Raw genomic sequence first — 20,507 nt, 5'->3', positions numbered from 1 at the left:
GTCGTCCGGCGCGCGCCGGAGACACCGGTGCACGAACGCTCCGGTGCGACCCGCTGTCAGGCCGGGTGGCCGGGTCCGTGACGCCCGGCCAGCCGGCCGGCGGTCAGAGCGGACAGCAGTCAGGGCGGACAGCAGTCAGGGCGGGCAGCCGTCAGGCGTGCGAGCCTGGCTGGCCGACGTCCAGGACGTCGGACGGCTCAGCGACCTTCCCCGTCGCGCCGGCGGTCCCAGCGCTCCTCGAACCGCGCCATGAACCCGCGCTTCTTCGACGCAGCGGGCGCTCGGCGCACCGACCCGTCGGGCGCGACCGTGCCCTGCGGCCCGGCACGCTCGGCGCGCGGCGCGGCGAACGCGAAGGCGACCGCGGCGAACATCACGACGAAGCCGATGGCGCCGACCCACGGCTGCGACGTCGCTGCGCCCACCACGAGGAGCAGCAGGCCGACGGCGGCCCCGACACCTGCGACGACGTAGCGCGTGACGGGCCGATGGCCGCCCCGTCGCGTGAGCGTGTTGGCGAGTCGAGGGTCGTCAGACGTCAGCTGGCGCTCCATCTGCTCGAGCACGCGCTGCTCGTACTCGGAGAGTGGCATCCCGACCCCCGTCGCACTCCGGTGGACTATGTGGCCTCAGGATAGATCGGCTGGCACCAAGGTGGTAGTCGAGCGACCGTCGGCAGGGCGATCATCATGCGGCACACACCTGTGCGTCCGCCACTGTCGGGCGTGTCCTGCGCCAGTATTCACCTGCTCGCGACGGCCGGAAGGCCGATCGGCGCTCCCTCGTCGGCCTCGAGGGCCCCCCGCACGGCGTCCACGAGGTCCTCGGCAGCGCACAGCGCACGCTCCGCGCGCCCCGGCGTGACCAGCTCGAAACGCCCCGCGTCGATGGCAGAACGCAGCGTCGCGGCCTGCGCGAACAGCGCCGAGAGGGTGTGCAGCTCGGGCGCCACGGCGTCGAGCATCCCCCAGACCGTCCGGGGGGCTCCCCTGCCGACCGGGCGACCCCGGGCCGCGACGAGTGCCGCGCCCGCGCGCAGTGCCGCGAGGTGCGCGTGCGAGAACATCTCCCACGGCTCGCCGGAGAACTGGGCCGCGAGGAGCTCGGCGTCCGCCCGACCCAACAGCTCGGCGGTCTGCGGCAGGACCGTCGCCGCGTGCAGCGTGCTCACCCGACCGGTCATCGCTCCCACCTCCTGTCGCGGCGGCCCACCCGCCGGTCTCCATCTTCGAACACATGTTCGAACGCGTCAATCCCTCGTCCGCCGGACCTCGACGCCTGCGCCGCCCGGACCGCGTACGGTGACCGGGTGGCAGCCCGACGTCGCGACCCATCGTCCCGCCGACCACTGACATCCCGGTCCGCGCCGACCGCGCCGGACTGGCCGGACGGCCCCGTGCCCGTGGCCACGGGCACCGTCGAGGTCGTGCGCGAGCCCGGGCGCCCTCGTGCCGCGACACTGCTCGTCAACGGCGTCCCGAGCTCCTTCGTCGACCTCGACGACCCGGGCCTGCTCGACTTCGAGTACATGCAGCAGGCCGCCGCGGTGGTGGAGGTCGTCGCCGCCCGCCGCGCCGACCTGTCGGTGCTGCACCTCGGCGCGGGGGGCTGCGCGCTCGCGCGCGCGCTCGCGCACCGCCACCCCGCGGCGCGGCAGCTCGCGGTCGAGCTGGACGGCGAGCTGGCACGGCTCGCACGCGCGTGGTTCGACCTGCCGCGCGCACCCCAGCTGCGTCTGCGCACGGGTGAGGCGCGCGAGGAGCTGACGCGGCTCCCGGACGCGACGTACGACGTCGTCGCGCGCGACGTGTTCGCCGGGGACCGCACGCCGGCGCACCTCACGACCCTGGAGTTCGTGCAGGAGGCCCGCCGGGTGCTGCGCCCGGGCGGTGCCTACGTCGCCAACTGCGCCGACCGGCCGCCCCTCGCGCTGGCCCGGGCCGAGCTCGCGACCCTCGCCGCGGTGTTCGCCCACGTCGGCGTCGTGGCGGAGCCGGCACAGCTGCGCGGCAGGCGGTACGGCAACCTGCTGCTGATCGCCACGGACGACCCGGACCTCCTCGACGACGCCGGCCTCGCCAGGACGCTGCGCTCCCTGCCCGTCCCCGCGCGGCTGCTCACGGGCGAGGAGGCGCGCGCCCTCGCGGGCGCCGCCGCGCCGCTGCGTGACCCGCAGCCCCTCGAGCAGCCCGCCGACGAGCACGCCGGCTGACGCCCTCCCCGGACGCGACGCAGGGCCGCACCCTCCTCGGGTGCGGCCCTGCGTATCAGCAGACGCCCGGCCGGAGCCGGGAGCGGGTCACAGCGGGCGGACGTGCTCCGCCTGCGGACCCTTCTGACCCTGCGTGATGTCGAACTCCACGCGCTGACCCTCGTCGAGCGAGCGGTAACCCTGCGTGTCGATGGCCGAGTAGTGGACGAAGACGTCGGCGCCGCCGTCGTCCTGGGCGATGAACCCGAAGCCCTTCTCGGCGTTGAACCACTTGACCGCGCCCTGTGCCATGTCCCGCATCCTTCTGTCCCACCAGGTGACCACCGCGGGCCCGGTGCCCGCGGCGGGCCGCAATGCCTCACGTCCTGCACCCGGTGGTCCGGCCCCCGCCGCTGTGGGGACCCGAGAGATCCTCGTACCCACCGGCCCCGGAGGGCGGCGGGCGGCTGACCGGTCGAGCGTCCGTACGTCACTGCAACGGCTGCATCTTTGCACGAAGGATGTGGCGTACGCCACGGCTCGTGGACGTACGTCCCGTAGGCGCGACAACGATCAGGTCACGGGGACGCAGGGGACGAAGGTGTCAGACCGCCGGGTCGCCGCCGTCGTGGGGCTCGGACTGCTCGGCGAGGAAGCGCTCGAGCTCGGCGCCGATCTCCTCGGCGGTGGGCAGGTCGGTCGCCTGGGCCAGCAGGCTCGTGCGCCCCACGCTGCGGGTGAACGCGTCGTACTGCTCCTCGAGCGCCTGGACGACCGCGGCGACCTCGCTCGACCCCTCGACCTGCCGCTCGACCTCGCGCAGCGACTCGGCCGCCGCCGGCTGCAGGGCCGCCAGACCCAGGTCGAGCCCGGTGGCCCGCTCCACGTGGCGCAGGCCGGCGAGCCCGGCGGCGGGGAACGCCGTCTGGGCGAGGTAGTGCGGCACGTGCACCGCGAAGCCCATCGCGTCGTGCCCCGACTCCCCCAGGCGCAGCTCGAGCAGCGCGGAGGCGCTGGCCGGGACCTGCACGGTGCCGAAGAACGACGTGTGGTCGGCGACCAGCTCGGCGCGGGTCGCGTGGGCCGTCACGGAGACGGGCCGCGTGTGCGGCACCCCCATCGGGATCCCGTGCAGGCCGACGACCAGCGGGACGTCGAAGCGCTCGACCAGCTGGCGCACGGCCGCCACCCAGCGCTCCCACTGGACGTCGGGCTCGACGCCGTGCAGGAGCAGGAAGGGCACGCCCTGCGCATCCTCGAGGAGGTCGACGACGAGCTCGGGGGTGTCGTAGTGCGTCCACCCGGAGTCGAACGTCATGACCGGTCGGCGCGAGCGGTAGTCCACGAGCTGGTCGGTGTCGAACGTGACGAGGCGCTGTCCCGCCCCCACGGCGGCCAGGTGCTCGACGGCGACCTGTCCGGCGTGGCCGGCGTCGACGAAGCCCTGCAGGGCGTGCACGAGCACCGGCCCCTCGCCACGGCGCGCGGCGGCGTCCAGACGCTCGGCGGCGTCGGCGTCCACGTCGTAGATGTCCCGGGGGTCAAGCATCGATGTCCACTCACCTCTCCTGGTGCGGTCGAGCGGTACAACGCCGCGGGCTCACGGTCTCTTCCCCCGGGAGCACGTGTCACCGACCGGGCAGGCGGACGACCTCCACGAAGAACTCGTCGATCTGCCGCACCACGTCGATGAAGCGGTCGAAGTCGACGGGCTTGGTGACGTAGGCGTTGGCGTGCAGCGAGTAGCTGCGCACGACGTCCTCCTCCGCCTCGGACGTCGTCAGGACGACCACCGGGATGGAGCGCATCGCCTCGTCGGACTTCATCGCCTCGAGCACCTCGCGGCCGTCCATGCGCGGCAGGTTGAGGTCGAGCAGCACGAGGTCCGGCGTCGGCGCGTCCGCGTGCTCACCCTCCTTGCGCAGGAACTGCAGGGCGCTCACGCCGTCGGCGACGACGGAGAGGCGGTTGCGCACCTTGTTGTGCTCGAACGCCTCGCGCGTCATCAGGACGTCACCCGGGTCGTCCTCCACCAGCAGGACGTCGATCACCTTCTGATCCGGCATGTCAGCTCCCCTCGTCCCCGTGGTCGGGGTTCTCGTCGTCGGCGACCGGCAGGGTCCAGCGGATGGTGGTCCCGTCCCCGTCGGTCTCCGGGATCCAGATGCGACCGCCGTGGAACTCGACGATCTTCTTGCACAGCGCCAGGCCGATGCCCGTGCCCTCGTAGACGTCCTTGGCGTGCAGGCGCTGGAAGATGACGAACACGCGGTCGACGTACTGCGGGTCGATCCCGATCCCGTTGTCACGGGCCTCGATCTCCCACGCACCCTCCACGCGGCGCGCGGTGACGTGCACGTGGGGTGCGCGGTCGGGGTGCCGGAACTTCACGGCGTTGCCCACGACGTTCTGGAAGAGCTGGACGAGCAGCGGCTCCTCGCCGCGCACCACGGGCAGGTCGCCGTGCGTGACGACCGCGCCTGCCTCCTCGATGCGCTCGGAGAGCTGGTCCTGCGCACGCTCGAGCGCCTCCGCGAGGTCCACGTCGACGACCTCGCCGCCCACGCGACCCACCCGGGAGAACCCGAGCAGGTCCTGGATGAGGCGCTGCATGCGCTTGGCGCCGTCGACGGCGAAGTCGATGTACTGGTCCGCGCGCTCGTCGAGCTGGCCGCCGTACCGCTTCTGCAGGAGCTGCGTGAAGCTCGCGACCTTGCGCAGCGGCTCCTGGAGGTCGTGCGACGCGACGTACGCGAACTGCTCGAGGTCACGGTTGGAGCGCCGCAGCTCCTCGGCCTGCTCGGTGAGCCGCTGGTGCGCCTCGGCGATCTCCTCGCGGGACGAGCGCAGCTCCGCGAGCTGCGTGACGAGACCCAGCCGCATCTGCTCGACGTCGGACGCGAGCTCCTCGAGCTCCCCCGGGCCGTCGACCCGCACCACGTGGCTGAGGTCACCCTGCGTCACCGCGCGACTGGCCAGACCGAGCTGCGTCACCGGCACCAGCACCCACCGCCGCAGCGCGAACCACAGCGAGATGCCCGTCGCCACGGCCGCGAGGACCAGCAGCAGCACGAGGCCGCCCGTCGCGGCGGTCCAGGCCGCCAGCTCCTGGACCGCGATGGCGCGAGAGGCACGCACCTCCTGCACGTACGCCTCCGTCGCGGCGCGCGCCTCGTCGAAGAGCACGCGTCCGGCCTCGATCTCCTCGGGGCTCACCGCCGCGCTCCCGCCCGCGCGCACCTGCTCGATCACCGGGGTCGCGAACTCCTCGTGCCAGCGCTCGGCGGCACGCGCGGCAGCACGTGCCGTGGCGAGGAGCTGCTCGTCGGGCGTCTCGGACGCGAGCTCCTCCGCGAGCACCGTGAACGTGGCGTCGTCGAGCGACCGCTCGTAGGGCTCGAGAGCGATCTCGTCGCCCGTGAGCGCGAAGCCCCGCACGGCCGTCTCGGCGTCGACCAGCCCCACGTACGCGGCGTCGGCGCCCGAGACGGCGTCGAAGTAGAGCCCGGTGACCGCGTCCTGGGACGCCAGCGCGCGCGCGAGCACGAAGCCCGAGAGCACCAGCACGACGCCCAGCAGCGCCCCCGCCGTCACCAGCAGCAGCGTCAGGCGCCGGCGCAGGGTCATCGAGCCGTGGCGCGGCGACGCGCCGTCCGCGCCGGTCATCCGTCCCACCCGATCAGCACGACGGCGGCGTCGTCGACGAGGTCGCCGCCGTGCAGAGCACGCACACCGGAGAGCATCCGCCCGAGCACGGGGTCCTCGTCGGGCCGGACGTCGCCGTCCGTCTCCACCACTCCCTGCACGGTGCGGTCGGCCACCTCGAGGAGGCCCGCCTTGCCGAGACGACGGGTCCCGTCGCCGATCGTGGCCTCGAGCAGGCCGTCGGTGTACAGCAGGAGACGCCAGGAGTCGCCGAGCGCGAGACGCTGGGCGGGCCAGCCACCCCCCACGGGGATCCCCAGGGCGCGACCGCGGTGCCCCGCCGGCAGCAGCGCAGCGGGCGGGCCCAGGCGCAGCGGCACGGGGTGGCCGGCGAGGTACAGGTCGGCCGTGCGCCGGTCGGGCTGCACCGCGAGCATCGACACGGTCGTGAAGATCTCGGGACGGGCACGCTCGGCGGCCAGGACGCGCTCCAGCAGGCCGAGGATCTCGCCGGCGGGGATGTCGGCGAGCACCAGGGTGCGCCAGGCCGTGCGCAGCGTCGCGCCGAGCGCCGCCTCGTCCGGGCCGTGGCCGCAGACGTCGCCCACCATCGCCAGCACGGTCCCGTCGGGCCGCTCCACGACGTCGTAGAAGTCGCCGCCGAGCAGACCCTCACGGCCCGCGCGGTACGCGACGCGGACCTCGAGGCGGGCGTCCACCACGGCCGGTGTCGGCAGCAGCGCGCGCTCCAGCCGGGTGGTCTCCGCCGCGCGCACGAGGCTCTGGTACAGGGCGCGACCCGTGTCGTCGAGCCGGCGGCGCTGCACGGCGTACCGCACCGCGCGCGCCAGCAGGTCGGGCTCGACGTCGCTCTTGACGAGGAAGTCCTGCGCTCCTGCCGCGACCGCCTCGACGCCCGCGTCCGTCCCCGTCAGTCCCGTGAGCACCACGACGGGCGGGGCGCCGGCCGCGAGCACACGCTGCAGCGCCCCCAGTCCCGTGGCGTCCGGCAGGCCCAGGTCGAGCAGCACGCAGTCCGCGTCGAGGTGCATGAGCGCCTCGTCGACCGTGCGCACCCAGACCGTCTCGTGCAGCAGGCCGCCGTCCTGGAGGTGCTCGCGCACGAGGACGGCGTCCCCCTCGTCGTCCTCGACCACGAGGATGCGCAGGGGGGTGCCGTCGTCTCCGGGACCACCGGACTGCACGTCAGCGTCGCGCGCCACAGAGCCGTGCACAGGTGTCCCTTCGTCGGTGTCGACGCACTGTAAGCCAGGACGGGCGTCGACACGTACCGCCGACCGGCGCGACGACCGCGCGTCGCACGTGCCACGGACGGCCCCGGTGAGCGGATAATGGACGGCCGCCCGTGAGGGCGGGGCACCGCGCGACCGTGCGGGGTGCCGCGACCGGGCGTGCGACCCGGCGTCTCGGAGGGTGTGCGACGGGTGGCAGCGATCGACAGCGAGCTCGTCGGTGAGCAGCAGGTCGTCGACGGGCTGTACGGGCGCCTCGACGAGCTGCGCGCCCAGTCCCGCCGCCGCCTGGCGGCCGTGCGCCGCGCGGGGCCGTCCGGCTCGCCGCAGAACCGCTCCGAGCGCGACGCGTTCGCGACGCTGTACGAGGACCGGCTGGCCCAGCTGGAGTCCGTGGAGGACCGGCTCGCGTTCGGCCGCCTCGACCTGCGCGACGGGGAGCGCCGCTACATCGGCCGCATCGGGCTGACCGACGAGGAGCAGACGCCGCTGCTCACGGACTGGCGGGCTCCGGCCGCCCAGGCGTTCTACCGCGCCACCGCGGCGCACCCCGACGGCGTCGTGCGGCGGCGCCACCTCGTCACGTCGGGTCGGCGCGTCACGGGCCTCGAGGACGACGTGCTGGACCTCGAGGCGCTCGCGGAGGCCGGCGTGGACCCGGCGTCACTGTCCGGGGTGTCGGGCGAGGGGGCGCTGCTCGCCGCGCTGGGCGCCGCCCGGACCGGCCGGATGGGCGACATCGTCGCGACGATCCAGGCCGAGCAGGACGCCGTCATCCGCTCCCCCCTGACGGGCGCGCTCGTCGTCCAGGGCGGGCCCGGCACCGGCAAGACCGCCGTGGCGCTGCACCGGGCCGCCTATCTCCTCTACGCCCACCGGCGCCTGCTCGAGCGCTCCGGCGTGCTGATGGTCGGGCCCTCGCGCACGTTCCTGCGCTACATCGACCAGGTGCTGCCCTCCCTCGGGGAGACCGGCGTGGTCACCGCGACGATCGCGGACCTGTACCCGGGCGTCGAGGCGCGCGGGACCGAGCCCGCGGAGGTGGCGCGGCTCAAGGGCAGCACCGTCATGGCACGGGTCGTCGGGCGCGCCGTGCGGCAGCGCCAGCGGGTCCCGCAGCAGGCCACGCGCGTGCGGGTCGACGGCCGCACGGTCGTCGTGCGCCCCCAGGACGTCGCTGCGGCGATCGGCCGTGCGCGCCGCCAGAACCGGCCGCACAACCAGGCGCGCGTGACCTTCGTGCGCGACATGCTCGCGCGGCTCGCGGAGCAGTACGTGCAGCAGCTCGGCTGGGAGGTGCCGCCCGAGGACCGCGCGGAGATCGTCGAGGACCTGCGCTCGACCCGGGAGATCCGGATCGCGCTGAACCTGGCGTGGATGCCGCTCACGCCGCAGCGCCTGCTCACGGACCTGTGGACCAAGCCCTACCGTCTCGACGCCGCGGCACCCGAGCTGTCGGCGCACGAGCGCGCCCTGCTGGCGCGCCCGGCCGACGCGCCGTGGACGCCCGCCGACGTGCCGCTCCTGGACGAGGCCGCCGAGCTGCTCGGCGAGGACGACCAGGCGGAGCGGGCGCAGGCGCGCGCCGACGCCGAGCGGCAGGCCGCCGAGGTCGAGTACGCGCGCCAGGTGCTGCGCAGCACGGGCGCCGGCGACATGGTCTCGGCGGAGACGCTCGCGGGTCGGTTCGCGAGCTCCGGCCCGTCGCTGACGACGGCCGAGCGCGCCGCGGCGGACCGGTCGTGGACGTACGGGCACGTCGTGGTCGACGAGGCGCAGGAGCTGTCCGCGATGGCGTGGCGCGCGCTGCTGCGGCGCGTGCCGACGCGGTCCCTGACGATCGTGGGCGACGTCGCGCAGACGTCCTCCCCCGCCGGGACGCACGACTGGGCGGCGATGCTCGACCCGCTGCTGCGCGGGACCTGGCGGCTCGCCGAGCTGACCGTGAACTACCGGACGCCCGCCGTGGTGGCCGCCGCGGCACGCCGGGTGGCGCTCGCGGCAGGGCTGCCCGTCAGCCCGCAGACGTCGGCCCGCGACGTGCCCGACGCGCTGACCTGCGAGCGCGTGACCCAGGACGCGCTCGCCGCGGCCGCCGCGGCGGCCGCGGACCGGCGCGTCGCCGAGGTGCGGGACGCCGCCGGAGCGGGCCGGGTCGCGGTCGTCGCCGCCGCGGACCGGACGGCTGCGATCCGTGCGGAGCTGGCCGCCGCCGGGCACACGGTCCCGGCCGGTGACGCCGTCGACCTGCAGGCCCCGCTGGTGGTCCTGACCCCGACCCAGGCCAAGGGGCTCGAGTTCGACGTGGTCGTGCTCGTCGAACCCGCGCAGGTGCTCGCGGCGTCCGCGGGCGACCTCTACGTCGCGATGACGCGCCCGACGCACGCGCTGCACGTGGTGCACGCGAGCGACCTGCCCGCGGGCTTCGACGACCCCGCCTGACCGGGTCGCGACGAGGCCGCGAGGCCCCAGTCATGATCGAACGTCACATCGTCACGGCAAACGTTTAGCACGGTTGACGGCGCTCGCGCGCCGACCCATGGTCCTGCCCTGCCCCGGATGTTCACCCGCTGTCCACCCGGGCGCCACCCACAGCGCAGGAGAACCACCAGGGGGAGCACCACGCATGGACCAGCTCGTGCTCATCGGCGCCGACCTCGCGGGCATCGGCCTGCTGACATGGACGTACTTCCGCCGCCACCGGCGACGCGACCTCGTCGTCGCGTTCCTCGGCGTCAACGTCGGCGTGCTCGCCGTCGCCTCGACGCTGGGATCCGCGACGATCGGCGCCGGGCTCGGCCTCGGCCTGTTCGGCGTGCTGTCGATCATCCGGCTCCGCTCGACCGAGATCGACCAGCGCGAGGTGGCCTACTACTTCGCCGCGCTCGCCCTCGGGATCCTGGGAGCGCTTCCGGGCAGTGCCCTGTGGCACTCGATCGCCTTCATGGCGCTCCTGCTCGTCGCGGTGCTCCTGGCCGACCACCCGCGCGTGATGCGGCGGCACCAGCGCCAGGAGCTCGTCCTGGACGGCGCGGTGCTCGACCGGGTCGCCCTCGTGGCCCGCCTCGAGGGCATGCTGGGGGCGCGCGTGCACCAGGTGGCCGTGCAGCGGATCGACCTCGTGAACGACACCACCTGGGTCGACGTCCGGTACGAGACGGTCCCGCCCGCGCGGCGACGCGGGCACGCGCAGGCCCCCCGCGACGCGGCGCGCACGTCGACCGGGGCCGCCTCGTGACGGCCGACGCCGACCTGCTCGAGGACCCCGTCGCGCGTCTGGTGCCGGTGGGCCTCGACGAGCTCGTCGAGCGTGCGGGGCTGCTCACGCGCGTCGACCGCAAGTACCTGGTGCCCGTCGACGACGTCGGCGCCCTGGTGCGGGTGCTCCCCCGCGACGCCCAGGTGCTCGAGATCGGGTCCCGGCGCCTCTTCGAGTACGAGTCGGTGTACTTCGACACCCCGGACCTGCTCGCCTACCACCTCGCCGCCCACCGGCGCCGGCGACGGTTCAAGGTGCGCACGCGCACCTACGTGGACTCCGCGCTGTGCTGGATCGAGGTCAAGACCCGCGGCGCCCGCGGGACGACGGTCAAGGACCGGGTGCCCCACCTGCTCGACGAGCGCAGCACCGTCGACCCGGCGCTGCCGTTCGTGACCGCGACGCTCGCGGCCCACGGCATCACGGGGGCCGAGTCGATGGACTGGTCACCGACGCTGCTGACGCGCTACCGGCGGGCCACCATCCTGCTGCCGGACTCCGACAGCCGCCTCACGGTCGACGTGGACCTGCTGTGGCACGACGGTCGCCGGCCGCTGCACCTGCGGGGCCTCGCGGTCGTCGAGACCAAGACCGGCTCGACCGCGTCGGCCGCCGACCGGCTGCTGTGGGCGCACGGCCACCGCCCGCTGAGCATCTCGAAGTACGCGACCGGCCTCGCAGCCCTGCAGCCCGAGCTGCCGGCGAACCGCTGGCACCGCACGCTGCGCCGCCACCTGCTGCCGCACAGCGCGAGCGCCGTCGAGGCCTACGCGCACAGCTGACCCGCACCCACCACCGAGGAGACGACGATGTCACGACGGACCACCCGCACGCTCGCGGCGGGGGTGCTGGCCTGTGCGCTGGGCGTCCCCCTGCTCAGCCCCACGGTCGCCACCGGCGCGCCCGCGCCCGCAGCGGCGGTCGTCGCCGCCACGGACGCCGGACTGACGGGCGACGTCACGTTCTCGGTGCCGAGCAAGGCGTTCACCGGGACGCTGCAGGTCACGCTCGGCACCCCGGTCGCGGGAGCGCAGGTGCGGTACACGACGGACGGGTCCGCGCCCACGTCGTCCTCACCCGTCGCCTCCGGGCCGCTGAGCCTGACGCGCAGCACCGAGGTGCGCGCACAGGCCTTCGTCGGGGGCACCGCGAGCGGGGAGCCGGGCTCCGCGCAGTACGTCGCGACGACCGTCACGACCAGCCACGACCTGCCCGTGCTCGTGCTCGACTCCTTCGGCAAGGGTGCGGTGGCCGACGACTACCACGCCTCCGCGGTCATCGAGCTGCAGCCGCAGGGCGGCTCGACGACGCTCACGGCCGACCCCGCGCTCGTGACCCGGGCCGGGTACCGGCTGCGCGGGCAGTCGTCGCGCATGTTCGACAAGAAGCCGTACCGGCTCGAGCTGTGGGACAACGCGGGTGACGACAACGACCTGCCCTTCTTCGGCATGCCGGCCGAGTCGGACTGGGTCCTGCGCGGGCCGTTCGCCGACAAGTCGCTCGTCCGCGAGGCGCTCATGTACGACATCGGGCGCGAGATGGGGCTGCACACGCCGCGCTACCGCCTCGTCGAGGTCTACGTGAACGACGACGCGCAGCCCGTCGCCGCGAACGACTACCGCGGCGTCTACATGCTCGAGGAGACGATCAAGAACCAGAAGGACCGGCTCGACCTCAAGAAGCTCAAGCCCGAGGACACCACGTCCCCGAAGGTCGAGGGCGGCTACATCATCAAGTTCGAGTGGCTCGCGTCCGAGCAGCCGCTCGTGCCGTGCGCGGGCACGTCGGCGTGCTGGGCCGACCTCGAGGTGCACGACCCCGACGACCTCGTGCCCGCCCAGCTCGACTACATCTCCCGGTACGTCGGGCAGGTGAACGACGCCATCCACTCGCCGAACCGTGCCGACCCCGCCACGGGATACCCCTCCCTCATCGACGTCGGCTCGTTCGTCGACCTCGTCATCGTCAACGAGCTCAGCCGGGACATGGACGCCTACTACCGCAGCCAGTACTTCTACAAGGACCGGGGTGGCCTGCTCACGGCCGGGCCGCTGTGGGACTTCGACCTCACGCTCGGGGTGGGCGGGTACTTCCAGAACGACCAGGTGTCCGGCTGGCAGTACCAGCAGCCGCGCCAGAACCCCCCGACCGACTGGTTCACGGTCCTCATGAACGACCCGACGTTCGTCAACCGCGTCAAGGTGCGCTGGCAGGAGCTGCGCCGCGGCCCGCTGGCCGACACGGCACTGCGCTCGCGCGTCTCGACGCTCACGGCGCCGCTGGCAGGGGCCGCCGCGCGCAACTTCCAGCGCTACCCGAACCTGTCGACGCAGATGGTCGGCCCGTTCGTCACGCCGACCGCCGGGACGTGGACCGGCCAGGTGTCGTTCATGCAGGACTGGCTGCTGCGGCGCGCGGCGTGGCTCGACACGACGTCCGGCTGGGGCGGACCGACGACACCGCTCCCCACGGCGACGCCGACGGTCACACCGAGCGCCACGCCCACGCCCACGCCCACGCCCACGCCCACGCCCACGCCCAGCGTGACGCCGACGCCCACGGCCAGCGCGACGCCCGGCCCGTCCGCGACGCAGCCCGGCGGGGCGTGCACGGCCACGTTCCGCGCGGTCTCGACGTGGCCGGGTGGGTACCAGGGCGAGATCACCGTCACGGCGGGCTCCGCTCCGCTCACCGGCTGGGCCGTCACCCTCGCGCTGCCGGCCGGCACGAGCGTCAACCAGTCCTGGAACGCGACGTTCAGCGGCAGCGGGTCGAGCCTCACGGCGCGCAACGTGTCGTGGAACGGCGCGCTGGCCGCAGGAGCCGGGACCTCGTTCGGGTTCATCGGCTCGGGCAGCGCGGGCAGCCCCACGCTGAGCTGCGCGGCCGGCTGACGCCCGACGCCCGCCCGGGACCGCCCTGCGCGGTCCCGGGCGGTCTCGTCCGTACCTCGGGACGACTTTGGTCCGCAGCACGGGACGGGAGCACCATGGGGCGTGCCCACCGCCCTGCTGCTCGAGAACCTGCACCCGCACGCCCGGACCATCCTCGAGACGGCCGGCTTCGACGTCGTGACGCGCACCGGCGCGCTCGACGAGGCCGAGCTCGTCGAGGCCCTCGCCGGTGTCCAGGTGCTGGGGATCCGGTCCAAGACCAACGTCACGGCCGACGTCCTCGCCGCCGCGCCCGACCTCGAGGTCGTGGGTGCGTTCTGCATCGGCACCAACCAGATCGACCTCCACGCCGCCGCGGGCAGCGGGATCGCCGTCTTCAACGCGCCGTTCTCGAACACGCGCTCGGTGGTGGAGATCGCGATCGCCGACATCATCTCCCTGACCCGGCGCCTGACGGTGTTCGACAAGGAGATGCACGCGGGCGTCTGGAACAAGTCCGCGACCGGTGCGCACGAGGTGCGCGGGCGCACGCTCGGCATCATCGGCTACGGCAACATCGGCACCCAGCTGTCGGTCCTGGCCGAGAACCTCGGCATGTCGGTCGTCTTCTACGACACGTCCGAGAAGCTCGCGCTCGGCAACGCGCGGCGGATGAACACACTGGACGAGCTGCTCGAGACCGCCGACATCGTCACGCTCCACGTGGACGGCCGGGCGGGCAACGCCGGCATGTTCGGCGCCAAGCAGATCGCCCGCATGCGGCCGGGCGCGATCTTCCTCAACCTGTCGCGCGGCTTCGTCGTCGACTACGCCGCACTGCGCGACGCCGTGCTGTCCGGGCACGTCGCGGGCGCCGCGGTCGACGTCTTCCCGGTCGAGCCCAAGCGCAAGGGCGACCCGTTCGAGTCCGAGCTGCGCGGCCTGCCGAACGTCATCCTCACCCCCCACACGGGCGGCTCCACCGAGGAGGCACAGGAGGCGATCGGGCAGTTCGTCGCCAACAAGGTCCGCGACTACCTGATGACGGGCTCGACGAACCTGTCGGTCAACCTGCCCAACCTGGCGCTGGACCAGCGTCCCGACGCCCACCGCGTCGCCTACCTCCACCGCAACGTCCCCGGTGTGCTCGCGACGATCAACGCCACCCTCGCCGAGCACGGCGTGAACATCGAGGGCCAGCTCCTCGCGACGCGCGGCGAGCTCGGCTACGTCGTCACCGACGTGTCGTCGCCGGTGCCCACCGACGTCGTCGACGTCCTGGCCGGGCGCCCGGAGTCCCTGCGCCTGCGGCTCCTCGACTGACACCGCCGCACGCACGAACGCGGGGCCGCGCAGCACGTGCTGCGCGGCCCCGCGTGCGTCCGGACCCGAGGGTCCGTGCCGTCAGGCCGAGCCGGACTTGCGCTGGAACCGACGCTGCGTCGGCCCCGCCGTCTCCGCACCGTGGACGGCCCCGGTGTTCCGGCCACCGTCCGCCGTCGGGTGACCCTGGGTCTTCTTGCGCTCGAGGGCGGCCCGGAACTTCTCCTTGGCCTCCTCGCTCACCGCCGAGGGCTGGGGGTCCTGCGTCATGGTCATCGTCCTCCGCTCGCCGACATGGTCGTCGGCGGTACCAGGGTGGTCGACACGGCGCCCGGACGCCAGCCCATACGTCCTCGGCGCGCCGTGCACACGCTCAGGAGGGACCCGTGGAACCCGTCACCGCGCCGTCGGTGTCGTGCCCGTCGACGTGCTCGGCACGCAGGCCGGAGATCGCGGTCTCGAAGTCCTCGAGCGAGTCGAACGCCTGGTAGACGCTGGCGAAGCGCAGGTAGGCGACCTCGTCGAGCTCGCGCAGCGGACCGAGGATCGCGAGCCCGATCTCGTAGGCGTCGATCTCGGCGGAGCCCGCAGCCCGCAGGTTCTCCTCGACCTTCTGCGCCAGGAGGGCGAGGTCGTCCTCGCTCACGGGCCGGCCCTGGCACGCCTTGCGGACGCCGTTCGCGATCTTCTCGCGACTGAAGGGCTCGGTGGCGCCGGAACGCTTGACCACCGACAGGCTGGCGGTCTCGATCGTGGTGAACCGGCGGTGGCAGCTGGGGCACTGCCGCCGACGACGGATCGAGGACCCGTCGTCCGACGTACGGGAGTCGACCACGCGGGAGTCGGGATGCCGGCAGAACGGACAGTGCACAGCGAACCTCTCGGCGGGACTCAGGTGGCGCCCGCGACCGTGAGCCGGTGCGGACGCAGGCGACGCTAAGCCGTCACGCCCGCGACCGCAACACGCGTCGTGCGCCCGCCACCCTTCGCCCTCCACGTCGCCACCTCCGACCGTCACCGGCGACGGCGGCACGGGCGCGACGTCATCCGACCGGGACGACGATCGTCTGGCCCGCCTGGAGACCGCCCGACGCGAGCTCGTTGAGCGAGATGAGGCGCAGGACGACGTCACGCACGTCCTGGCCCGGCGACGTGGCGTCCGCGGCGATGCCCCAGAGCGTGTCACCCGGGGCGACGACGACCCGGCGCACCTCGGTGGCCGCCACGGGGCCGTCGGCCTGCGCCGAGGCCGCGGCTCCCCCGACCCCCGCCGCCAGCGCGACGCCGAGGCACCAGACGACCGCGCGTCCACGGCGGGTCAGGCGCAGCGGCGCGGGGTCGGCAGCCGCGCTCGCGCGGACCCGGGGACGATGTGCCGCGGAGCCGGCCCCGGTCCGCACGGTGGCCACGGGCCGGGCCCCGGCGCGCGACCGCGCGGTCCCTCGCAGTGCCGGTGCGATCGCGATCGCGCTCATGTCGGACCCCTCTCCTCGCTCGTCCTGCGCCTGCGGACCGCCGCGGCAGTCCCCGGTGCGCACGTCTGCCGGTCGAACCGCCGGCCGAGCACCTGTCGATCGAACGTGTGTTCGTCGAACGTACGTACGATGTCTAGCAGAGGTGACCGACATCCGTCGAGACACGCTCGAACAGATGTTTGATCCGACCTCGTCCCACCCCTAGGGTGAGTGCTGCGACGAGTGCACCACCGACCTCTGACATCGACACCGCCGATCGTGGCTGGCACCGGCCTGACCAGGCCGGACGCCCACCGCCGACGTCGAGGCCGCCGGCGCCCGTCGCGCGCGGCGCCCGCCACGGGCCTGTGCGGACCGACGGCAGGAGGCGCAGTGGACGTGCAGGACGGTGCGACGACGCAGGGCAGGGCGACGCGTGCGGCGGCAGCGGTGACCGCCCTCGAGACGGACGAGGTGCCCGCCGACGGTCTGACGACGCGCCAGCGGCTCGTCCTCGACACCGTGCGGGCCTCCGTCGAGCAGCGCGGCTACCCGCCGAGCATGCGGGAGATCGGCGACGCGGTCGGACTCACGAGCCCGTCGAGCGTCAAGCACCAGCTCACCGCGCTCGAGCGCAAGGGGTACCTCCGCCGCGACCCGCACCGCCCGCGTGCGATCGAGGTCGTCCAGCCGGACGACGCGCGCACGGTCGGGACGTGGGCGTCCCGGACGGACGCCCCCACGCTCGACCCCGACACCCCCGAGCGCGACAACGCGCCCGCCCCCTCCTACGTGCCGGTCGTCGGGCGCATCGCCGCCGGCGGGCCGATCCTCGCCGAGCAGGTCGTCGAGGACGTGTTCCCCCTGCCGCGCCAGCTCGTTGGCGAGGGCGAGCTCTTCCTGCTCAAGGTGGCCGGGGACTCGATGATCGAGGCCGCGATCTGCGACGGCGACTGGGTGGTCGTGCGCCGCCAGCCCGTGGCCGAGAACGGCGAGATCGTCGCCGCGATGATCGACGGCGAGGCCACGGTCAAGACGTTCAAGCGCATCGACGGGCACGTCTGGCTGCTGCCCCACAACGCCGCGTACGCGCCGATCGACGGTGAGACGGCGACGGTGCTCGGCCGCGTCGTGAGCGTCCTGCGCAGCCTGTAGGCGCGTCCGTGGCGGGTGGCCGGGAGCACGTGCCGGGGCACCACCCCCACCACCGCGGACGCCGGCGGCGAACCGCCGGCGTCCGAGCGTGCGAGGTCAGAAGCCGAAGCGCCGGGCGACCGAGCGCACCGCTTCCGCCGAGCGCCGCATGCCCAGGATCTCGTCGGAGGACATGGGCACCTCGAGGCGGTCCATCACGCCGGAGGCCCCGATGATCGACGGCACGCTCAGGCACACGTCCGACATGCCGAGGTAGTCGTCCAGCAGCGACGACACGGGCAGGATCCGCCGCTCGTCCTTCAGGACCGCCTCGATGATGCGCGAGCCGGCGAGCGCGATGGCGTAGTTCGTCGCCCCCTTGCCCTCGATGATCCGGTACGCCGACTCGACGACCTCGCGGGCGATCCCGTCACGCACCTCCCGCGTCAGCGCACCGGCGCCGTCGGCACCTGCCCAGTCCAGGATCGGGACGGAGCCGATGGTGGCCGAGCTCCACAGCGGCAGCTCGGTGTCACCGTGCTCGCCGGCGACGTAGGCGTGGACGTTCTGCACCGCGACGCCGGTGTGCCGCGCGATGAGGTAGCGCAGCCGGGACGAGTCGAGCACCGTGCCCGACCCGAACAGCTGCGACGGCGGCAGGCCCGAGATCTTCAGCGCCGCGTACGTCACCACGTCCACGGGGTTGGTCACCATGACGTAGACCGCGTGGGGCGCCACCTCGACGATGCCCGGCAGGACCTTGCGCACGAGCGAGATCGTGGCCTCGGCCAGGTCCAGCCGCGACTGCCCCGGCTTCTGCTTGGCGCCCGCCGTGAACATCACGACGTCGCAGTCCGCCATCACGGACACGTCGTCGGACCCGATCACCTCGGCCATCGACATGAACTGGATGCCGTGCGACAGGTCCAGCACCTCGGCCTCGACCTTGGCGCGGTTGACGTCGAGGAGCGCCACGGTGCGGGCGGCGCCGCGCATGAGGGCCGCGTACGCCATCGTCGACCCCACCGCGCCGGCACCGACGATGCCGAGCTTCGACGTGCGCCGCGGCACGGACGGTGGCGTGCTGAGAGCGAACTCGTCGCCCTCGATCTCCTCGACCATGCGTGATGTCCCCTCGTCACGGGCGTGCGGATCGCAGGGCCGGCCCGCCCGGTGCGACGCAACCCCCGTGTGGCAGGCTAGTCCGAACCGCGCAGACGGCGCAGCGCTGCCAGGACCACGTCGCGGTCGGTGGTCCGCCAGAACGGCGGCATGGAGCGTTGCAGGAACTCCCCGTACCGCGCCGTCGCCAGGCGCGGGTCGAGCACGGCGACGACGCCCCGGTCCTCGCCCGTGCGCACGAGACGACCTGCCCCCTGCGCGAGCAGGAGCGCGGCGTGCGTCGCCGCCACGGACATGAACCCGTTGCCACCGGCGGCCGCGACCGCGTCGGAACGCGCCGAGCGCACGGGGTCGTCGGGGCGCGGGAACGGGATCCGGTCGATGATCACGAGCCGGCAGGCGGGCCCGGGCACGTCGACCCCCTGCCACAGGGACAGCGTCCCGAACAGGCACGTGGGCTCGTCGGCGGCGAACCGCGCGACCAGCGTGGGCAGCTGGTCGTCGCCCTGCAGCAGGACCGGGACGTCGAGGCGCTCGCGCATCGCCTCCGCCGCGACCGTCGCGGCGCGACGTGACGTGAACAGACCGAGCGTGCGCCCCCCGGCGGCCTCGACGAGCGTCGCGATCTCGTCGAGCTGGGCGTCGGTCGCGGGCTCGCGCCCCGGGGGCGGCAAGCGGCGCGCGACGTAGCAGATCCCCTGCCGCGGGTAGTCGAACGGGGAGCCCACGTCGAGGCCCCGCCAGGGCGCCGGCGCCGCGACGGCCGCGGCACCATCCGCACGCGCCACCTCGGTTCCCGGCGTCGCGGCCCCGGCGGCGTCGGGCGTCCCGAGCTCGGCCGGTCCCACGGGTGCGGCGTCGGGCCGCAGCGCGAGCCCGACCGACCGCGCCGCCGGGTCGAACGACCCGCCCAGGGTCAGGGTGGCCGACGTCAGGACCGCCGTCCGGCCGGTCAGCAGGTGGGTGCGCACGAGGCCGGCGACCGCCAGCGGCGCCGCGTGCAGCCGGGTGGTCGGGACGCCACGACGGTCCTCGCCCCGCGCGCACCACAGCACCGTCGACGCGTTCTGCTCGGGGTCGGCCGCCATGCGCTCGGCGACCTCGAACAGCACGAGCATCGCCGAGGCCGCCATCTTGCGGCCGCCGTCGTCGCGGGTCCCGGACTCGGGCTTCAGGGCGGTCAGCAGCGTGCGTGCGGCGTCGCGGACCGCCGCGACCGCGAGCTGGACGTCCGACGGCAGGCCGCGCGGGAACCGCCCCTCGGGCAGCGGCACGATGACGCTCGCGAGGTGCTGGGCGGCGGTGTCGAGGTCGGTCGTCGGGATGCCGCCGTGCCGTCGCGCGAGGCGCGCGGCCTGCTCGATCGTGGGCAGCGAGAGCTCGGCCGTCGCCTGGGCGGTCACGCGGTCGGCCAGCTCGTGGGCCTCGTCCACGATCACGACCTGGTGCTCGGGCAGCACGCCCGGCGACCCGGACGCCGCGATCCCGAGCATGGCGTGGTTGGTGACGACGACGTCGGCCTCGCGCGCACGCGCCCGCGCGGCCTCCGGGAAGCACTCCGCGAGCATCGGGCAGACACCGCCGAGGCACTCCATCGCCGTCACGGACACCTGTCGCCACGCGCGGTCCGAGACGCCGGGGACGAGATCGTCGCGGTCACCCGTCGACGTGTCCTCGGCCCACTCGCGCGCCCGCACGACCTGCTCGCCGAGCGTCTCGCGCGCGGTGTCGCCGTCACCGTCCTCGGCCACGGGCGGGTGCTCGGCAGCGCCCGGCCGCTCCGGGACGTCGAACAGGGTGCCCTGCTCGTCGGCCGGGTAGCCACCGGCGACCTTGTGCACGCACAGGTAGTTGTGCCAGCCCTTGAGCAGCGCGATCCGCGCCGACCGCGGGAGCCGCGATGCGAGCGCGGTCGTGACCAGCGGCAGGTCCCGGGTGAGGACCTGCCGCTGCAGCGCGAGGGTGGCGGTGGAGACGATGACGCGCTCGTCGGTCTGCACGGCGTGGCGCACCGCCGGCACGAGGTAGCCCAGCGACTTCCCGGTCCCGGTGCCGGCCTGCACCAGCAGGTGCTCCCCCGTGCGGAGCGCGTCCGCGACCGCCTGCGCCATCGCGTGCTGCCCGTCGCGCCGGCCGCCGCCGAGCTCGCCGACCGCGAGGTCGAGCAGCTCGTCGACCTCGGCCGCCGCCTGCGTGGCGCGTGCACCGTCGTCGACGTCGGGAGGGGACGACGGATCTGGCTCGAGCACCGCG

At 74.1% G+C, this 20,507-nt stretch carries 19 protein-coding genes; 7 read left to right on the top strand and 12 right to left on the bottom strand.

What is annotated here, in order from left to right; all coding sequences use genetic code 11:
* Positions 1 to 197 precede the first annotated feature (197 nt).
* Positions 198 to 593, bottom strand: coding sequence for a DUF3040 domain-containing protein (locus tag H9657_RS17675; protein WP_191784751.1), 396 nt, complete (start codon positions 591 to 593; stop codon positions 198 to 200).
* A gap of 149 nt (positions 594 to 742) precedes the next feature.
* On the bottom strand, positions 743 to 1,183 hold the full coding sequence (locus H9657_RS17670; RefSeq protein WP_191784750.1) for an SAV_6107 family HEPN domain-containing protein: 441 nt from the start codon (positions 1,181 to 1,183) through the stop codon (positions 743 to 745).
* A 126-nt stretch (positions 1,184 to 1,309) separates the two neighbouring features.
* Between H9657_RS17670 and H9657_RS17665 the strand changes: the two genes are divergently transcribed.
* Complete coding sequence (locus tag H9657_RS17665; RefSeq protein ID WP_191784749.1) at positions 1,310 to 2,212, top strand: spermidine synthase; 903 nt, start codon at positions 1,310 to 1,312, stop codon at positions 2,210 to 2,212.
* A gap of 87 nt (positions 2,213 to 2,299) precedes the next feature.
* On the opposite strand, the gene H9657_RS17660 is transcribed toward H9657_RS17665, so the two are convergent.
* The 5 genes from H9657_RS17660 to H9657_RS17640 all read right to left on the bottom strand — a co-directional run bounded on the left by H9657_RS17660 (position 2,300) and on the right by H9657_RS17640 (position 7,059).
* Positions 2,300 to 2,503 (bottom strand): cold-shock protein, encoded by a 204-nt coding sequence (locus tag H9657_RS17660; RefSeq protein WP_191784748.1) that lies wholly within the window; start codon positions 2,501 to 2,503, stop codon positions 2,300 to 2,302.
* A gap of 292 nt (positions 2,504 to 2,795) precedes the next feature.
* A complete protein-coding gene (locus tag H9657_RS17655) occupies positions 2,796 to 3,740 on the bottom strand; it encodes a proteasome assembly chaperone family protein (RefSeq protein ID WP_191784747.1) in 945 nt (314 codons plus the stop codon).
* A gap of 79 nt (positions 3,741 to 3,819) precedes the next feature.
* Positions 3,820 to 4,257 carry a response regulator gene (locus H9657_RS17650; RefSeq protein ID WP_191784746.1) on the bottom strand — a complete coding sequence of 146 codons (438 nt, stop codon included), beginning with the start codon at positions 4,255 to 4,257 and terminating at the stop codon, positions 3,820 to 3,822.
* Position 4,258: 1 nt separating this feature from the next.
* On the bottom strand, positions 4,259 to 5,857 hold the full coding sequence (locus H9657_RS17645; RefSeq protein ID WP_191784745.1) for a sensor histidine kinase: 1,599 nt from the start codon (positions 5,855 to 5,857) through the stop codon (positions 4,259 to 4,261).
* A complete protein-coding gene (locus tag H9657_RS17640; protein ID WP_318241578.1) occupies positions 5,854 to 7,059 on the bottom strand; it encodes a PP2C family protein-serine/threonine phosphatase in 1,206 nt (401 codons plus the stop codon). The genes H9657_RS17645 and H9657_RS17640 overlap by 4 nt, the downstream gene beginning before the upstream one ends.
* A 222-nt stretch (positions 7,060 to 7,281) precedes the next feature.
* Between H9657_RS17640 and H9657_RS17635 the strand changes: the two genes are divergently transcribed.
* The 5 genes from H9657_RS17635 (at position 7,282) to serA (ending at position 14,544) form a co-directional block, all read left to right on the top strand.
* Positions 7,282 to 9,531 (top strand): HelD family protein, encoded by a 2,250-nt coding sequence (locus H9657_RS17635; RefSeq protein ID WP_191784743.1) that lies wholly within the window; start codon positions 7,282 to 7,284, stop codon positions 9,529 to 9,531.
* Positions 9,532 to 9,715: 184 nt separating this feature from the next.
* Complete coding sequence (locus H9657_RS17630) at positions 9,716 to 10,327, top strand: DUF4956 domain-containing protein (RefSeq protein WP_191784742.1); 612 nt, start codon at positions 9,716 to 9,718, stop codon at positions 10,325 to 10,327.
* Positions 10,324 to 11,130 (top strand): polyphosphate polymerase domain-containing protein, encoded by an 807-nt coding sequence (locus H9657_RS17625; RefSeq protein WP_318241577.1) that lies wholly within the window; start codon positions 10,324 to 10,326, stop codon positions 11,128 to 11,130. Before H9657_RS17630 ends, H9657_RS17625 begins: the two co-directional genes overlap by 4 nt.
* 27 nt (positions 11,131 to 11,157) lie before the next feature.
* The gene (locus H9657_RS17620) at positions 11,158 to 13,242 is read left to right on the top strand and encodes a CotH kinase family protein (protein ID WP_191784741.1); all 2,085 of its coding nucleotides are present in this window, start codon (positions 11,158 to 11,160) and stop codon (positions 13,240 to 13,242) included.
* A 102-nt stretch (positions 13,243 to 13,344) separates the two neighbouring features.
* Complete coding sequence (serA, locus tag H9657_RS17615; protein ID WP_191784740.1) at positions 13,345 to 14,544, top strand: phosphoglycerate dehydrogenase; 1,200 nt, start codon at positions 13,345 to 13,347, stop codon at positions 14,542 to 14,544.
* Positions 14,545 to 14,625: 81 nt separating this feature from the next.
* Here the strand turns inward: serA and H9657_RS17610 are convergent, their stop codons facing one another.
* The 3 genes from H9657_RS17610 to H9657_RS17600 form a co-directional block, all read right to left on the bottom strand.
* Positions 14,626 to 14,814: a DUF5302 domain-containing protein gene (locus H9657_RS17610; protein WP_191784739.1), complete on the bottom strand. Its 189-nt coding sequence runs from the start codon at positions 14,812 to 14,814 to the stop codon at positions 14,626 to 14,628.
* A gap of 103 nt (positions 14,815 to 14,917) precedes the next feature.
* A complete protein-coding gene (nrdR, locus tag H9657_RS17605) occupies positions 14,918 to 15,415 on the bottom strand; it encodes a transcriptional regulator NrdR (protein ID WP_191784738.1) in 498 nt (165 codons plus the stop codon).
* 172 nt (positions 15,416 to 15,587) lie between these two features.
* Positions 15,588 to 16,019, bottom strand: coding sequence for a LysM peptidoglycan-binding domain-containing protein (locus H9657_RS17600; protein WP_191784737.1), 432 nt, complete (start codon positions 16,017 to 16,019; stop codon positions 15,588 to 15,590).
* A 372-nt stretch (positions 16,020 to 16,391) separates the two neighbouring features.
* Between H9657_RS17600 and lexA the strand changes: the two genes are divergently transcribed.
* Complete coding sequence (lexA, locus tag H9657_RS17595; RefSeq protein WP_191784736.1) at positions 16,392 to 17,153, top strand: transcriptional repressor LexA; 762 nt, start codon at positions 16,392 to 16,394, stop codon at positions 17,151 to 17,153.
* Positions 17,154 to 17,249: 96 nt separating this feature from the next.
* On the opposite strand, the gene H9657_RS17590 is transcribed toward lexA, so the two are convergent.
* Complete coding sequence (locus H9657_RS17590) at positions 17,250 to 18,254, bottom strand: L-lactate dehydrogenase (RefSeq protein ID WP_191784735.1); 1,005 nt, start codon at positions 18,252 to 18,254, stop codon at positions 17,250 to 17,252.
* A gap of 77 nt (positions 18,255 to 18,331) precedes the next feature.
* Entirely contained in the window at positions 18,332 to 20,503 is a 2,172-nt protein-coding gene (locus H9657_RS17585; RefSeq protein WP_191784734.1) for an ATP-dependent DNA helicase, read from the bottom strand.
* Positions 20,504 to 20,507: the final 4 nt, after the last annotated feature.

This window comes from Cellulomonas avistercoris (assembly GCF_014836445.1).
In the GTDB taxonomy this organism is placed as follows: domain Bacteria; phylum Actinomycetota; class Actinomycetes; order Actinomycetales; family Cellulomonadaceae; genus Cellulomonas; species Cellulomonas avistercoris.
Note: the sequence above shows the minus strand (reverse complement) of the source record. Positions and strands in the feature narration are given on the sequence as shown.

Coding starts and splice junctions, on each gene's coding strand:
- H9657_RS17590 (WP_191784735.1), bottom strand. CDS start 18,254: ATGGTCGAGGAGATCGAGGGCGACGAGTTCGCTCTCAGCACGCCACCG.
- H9657_RS17650 (WP_191784746.1), bottom strand. CDS start 4,257: ATGCCGGATCAGAAGGTGATCGACGTCCTGCTGGTGGAGGACGACCCG.
- H9657_RS17630 (WP_191784742.1), top strand. CDS start 9,716: ATGGACCAGCTCGTGCTCATCGGCGCCGACCTCGCGGGCATCGGCCTG.
- H9657_RS17600 (WP_191784737.1), bottom strand. CDS start 16,019: ATGAGCGCGATCGCGATCGCACCGGCACTGCGAGGGACCGCGCGGTCG.
- H9657_RS17610 (WP_191784739.1), bottom strand. CDS start 14,814: ATGACGCAGGACCCCCAGCCCTCGGCGGTGAGCGAGGAGGCCAAGGAG.
- H9657_RS17670 (WP_191784750.1), bottom strand. CDS start 1,183: ATGACCGGTCGGGTGAGCACGCTGCACGCGGCGACGGTCCTGCCGCAG.
- H9657_RS17675 (WP_191784751.1), bottom strand. CDS start 593: ATGCCACTCTCCGAGTACGAGCAGCGCGTGCTCGAGCAGATGGAGCGC.
- H9657_RS17645 (WP_191784745.1), bottom strand. CDS start 5,857: ATGACCGGCGCGGACGGCGCGTCGCCGCGCCACGGCTCGATGACCCTG.
- H9657_RS17660 (WP_191784748.1), bottom strand. CDS start 2,503: ATGGCACAGGGCGCGGTCAAGTGGTTCAACGCCGAGAAGGGCTTCGGG.
- H9657_RS17620 (WP_191784741.1), top strand. CDS start 11,158: ATGTCACGACGGACCACCCGCACGCTCGCGGCGGGGGTGCTGGCCTGT.
- H9657_RS17655 (WP_191784747.1), bottom strand. CDS start 3,740: ATGCTTGACCCCCGGGACATCTACGACGTGGACGCCGACGCCGCCGAG.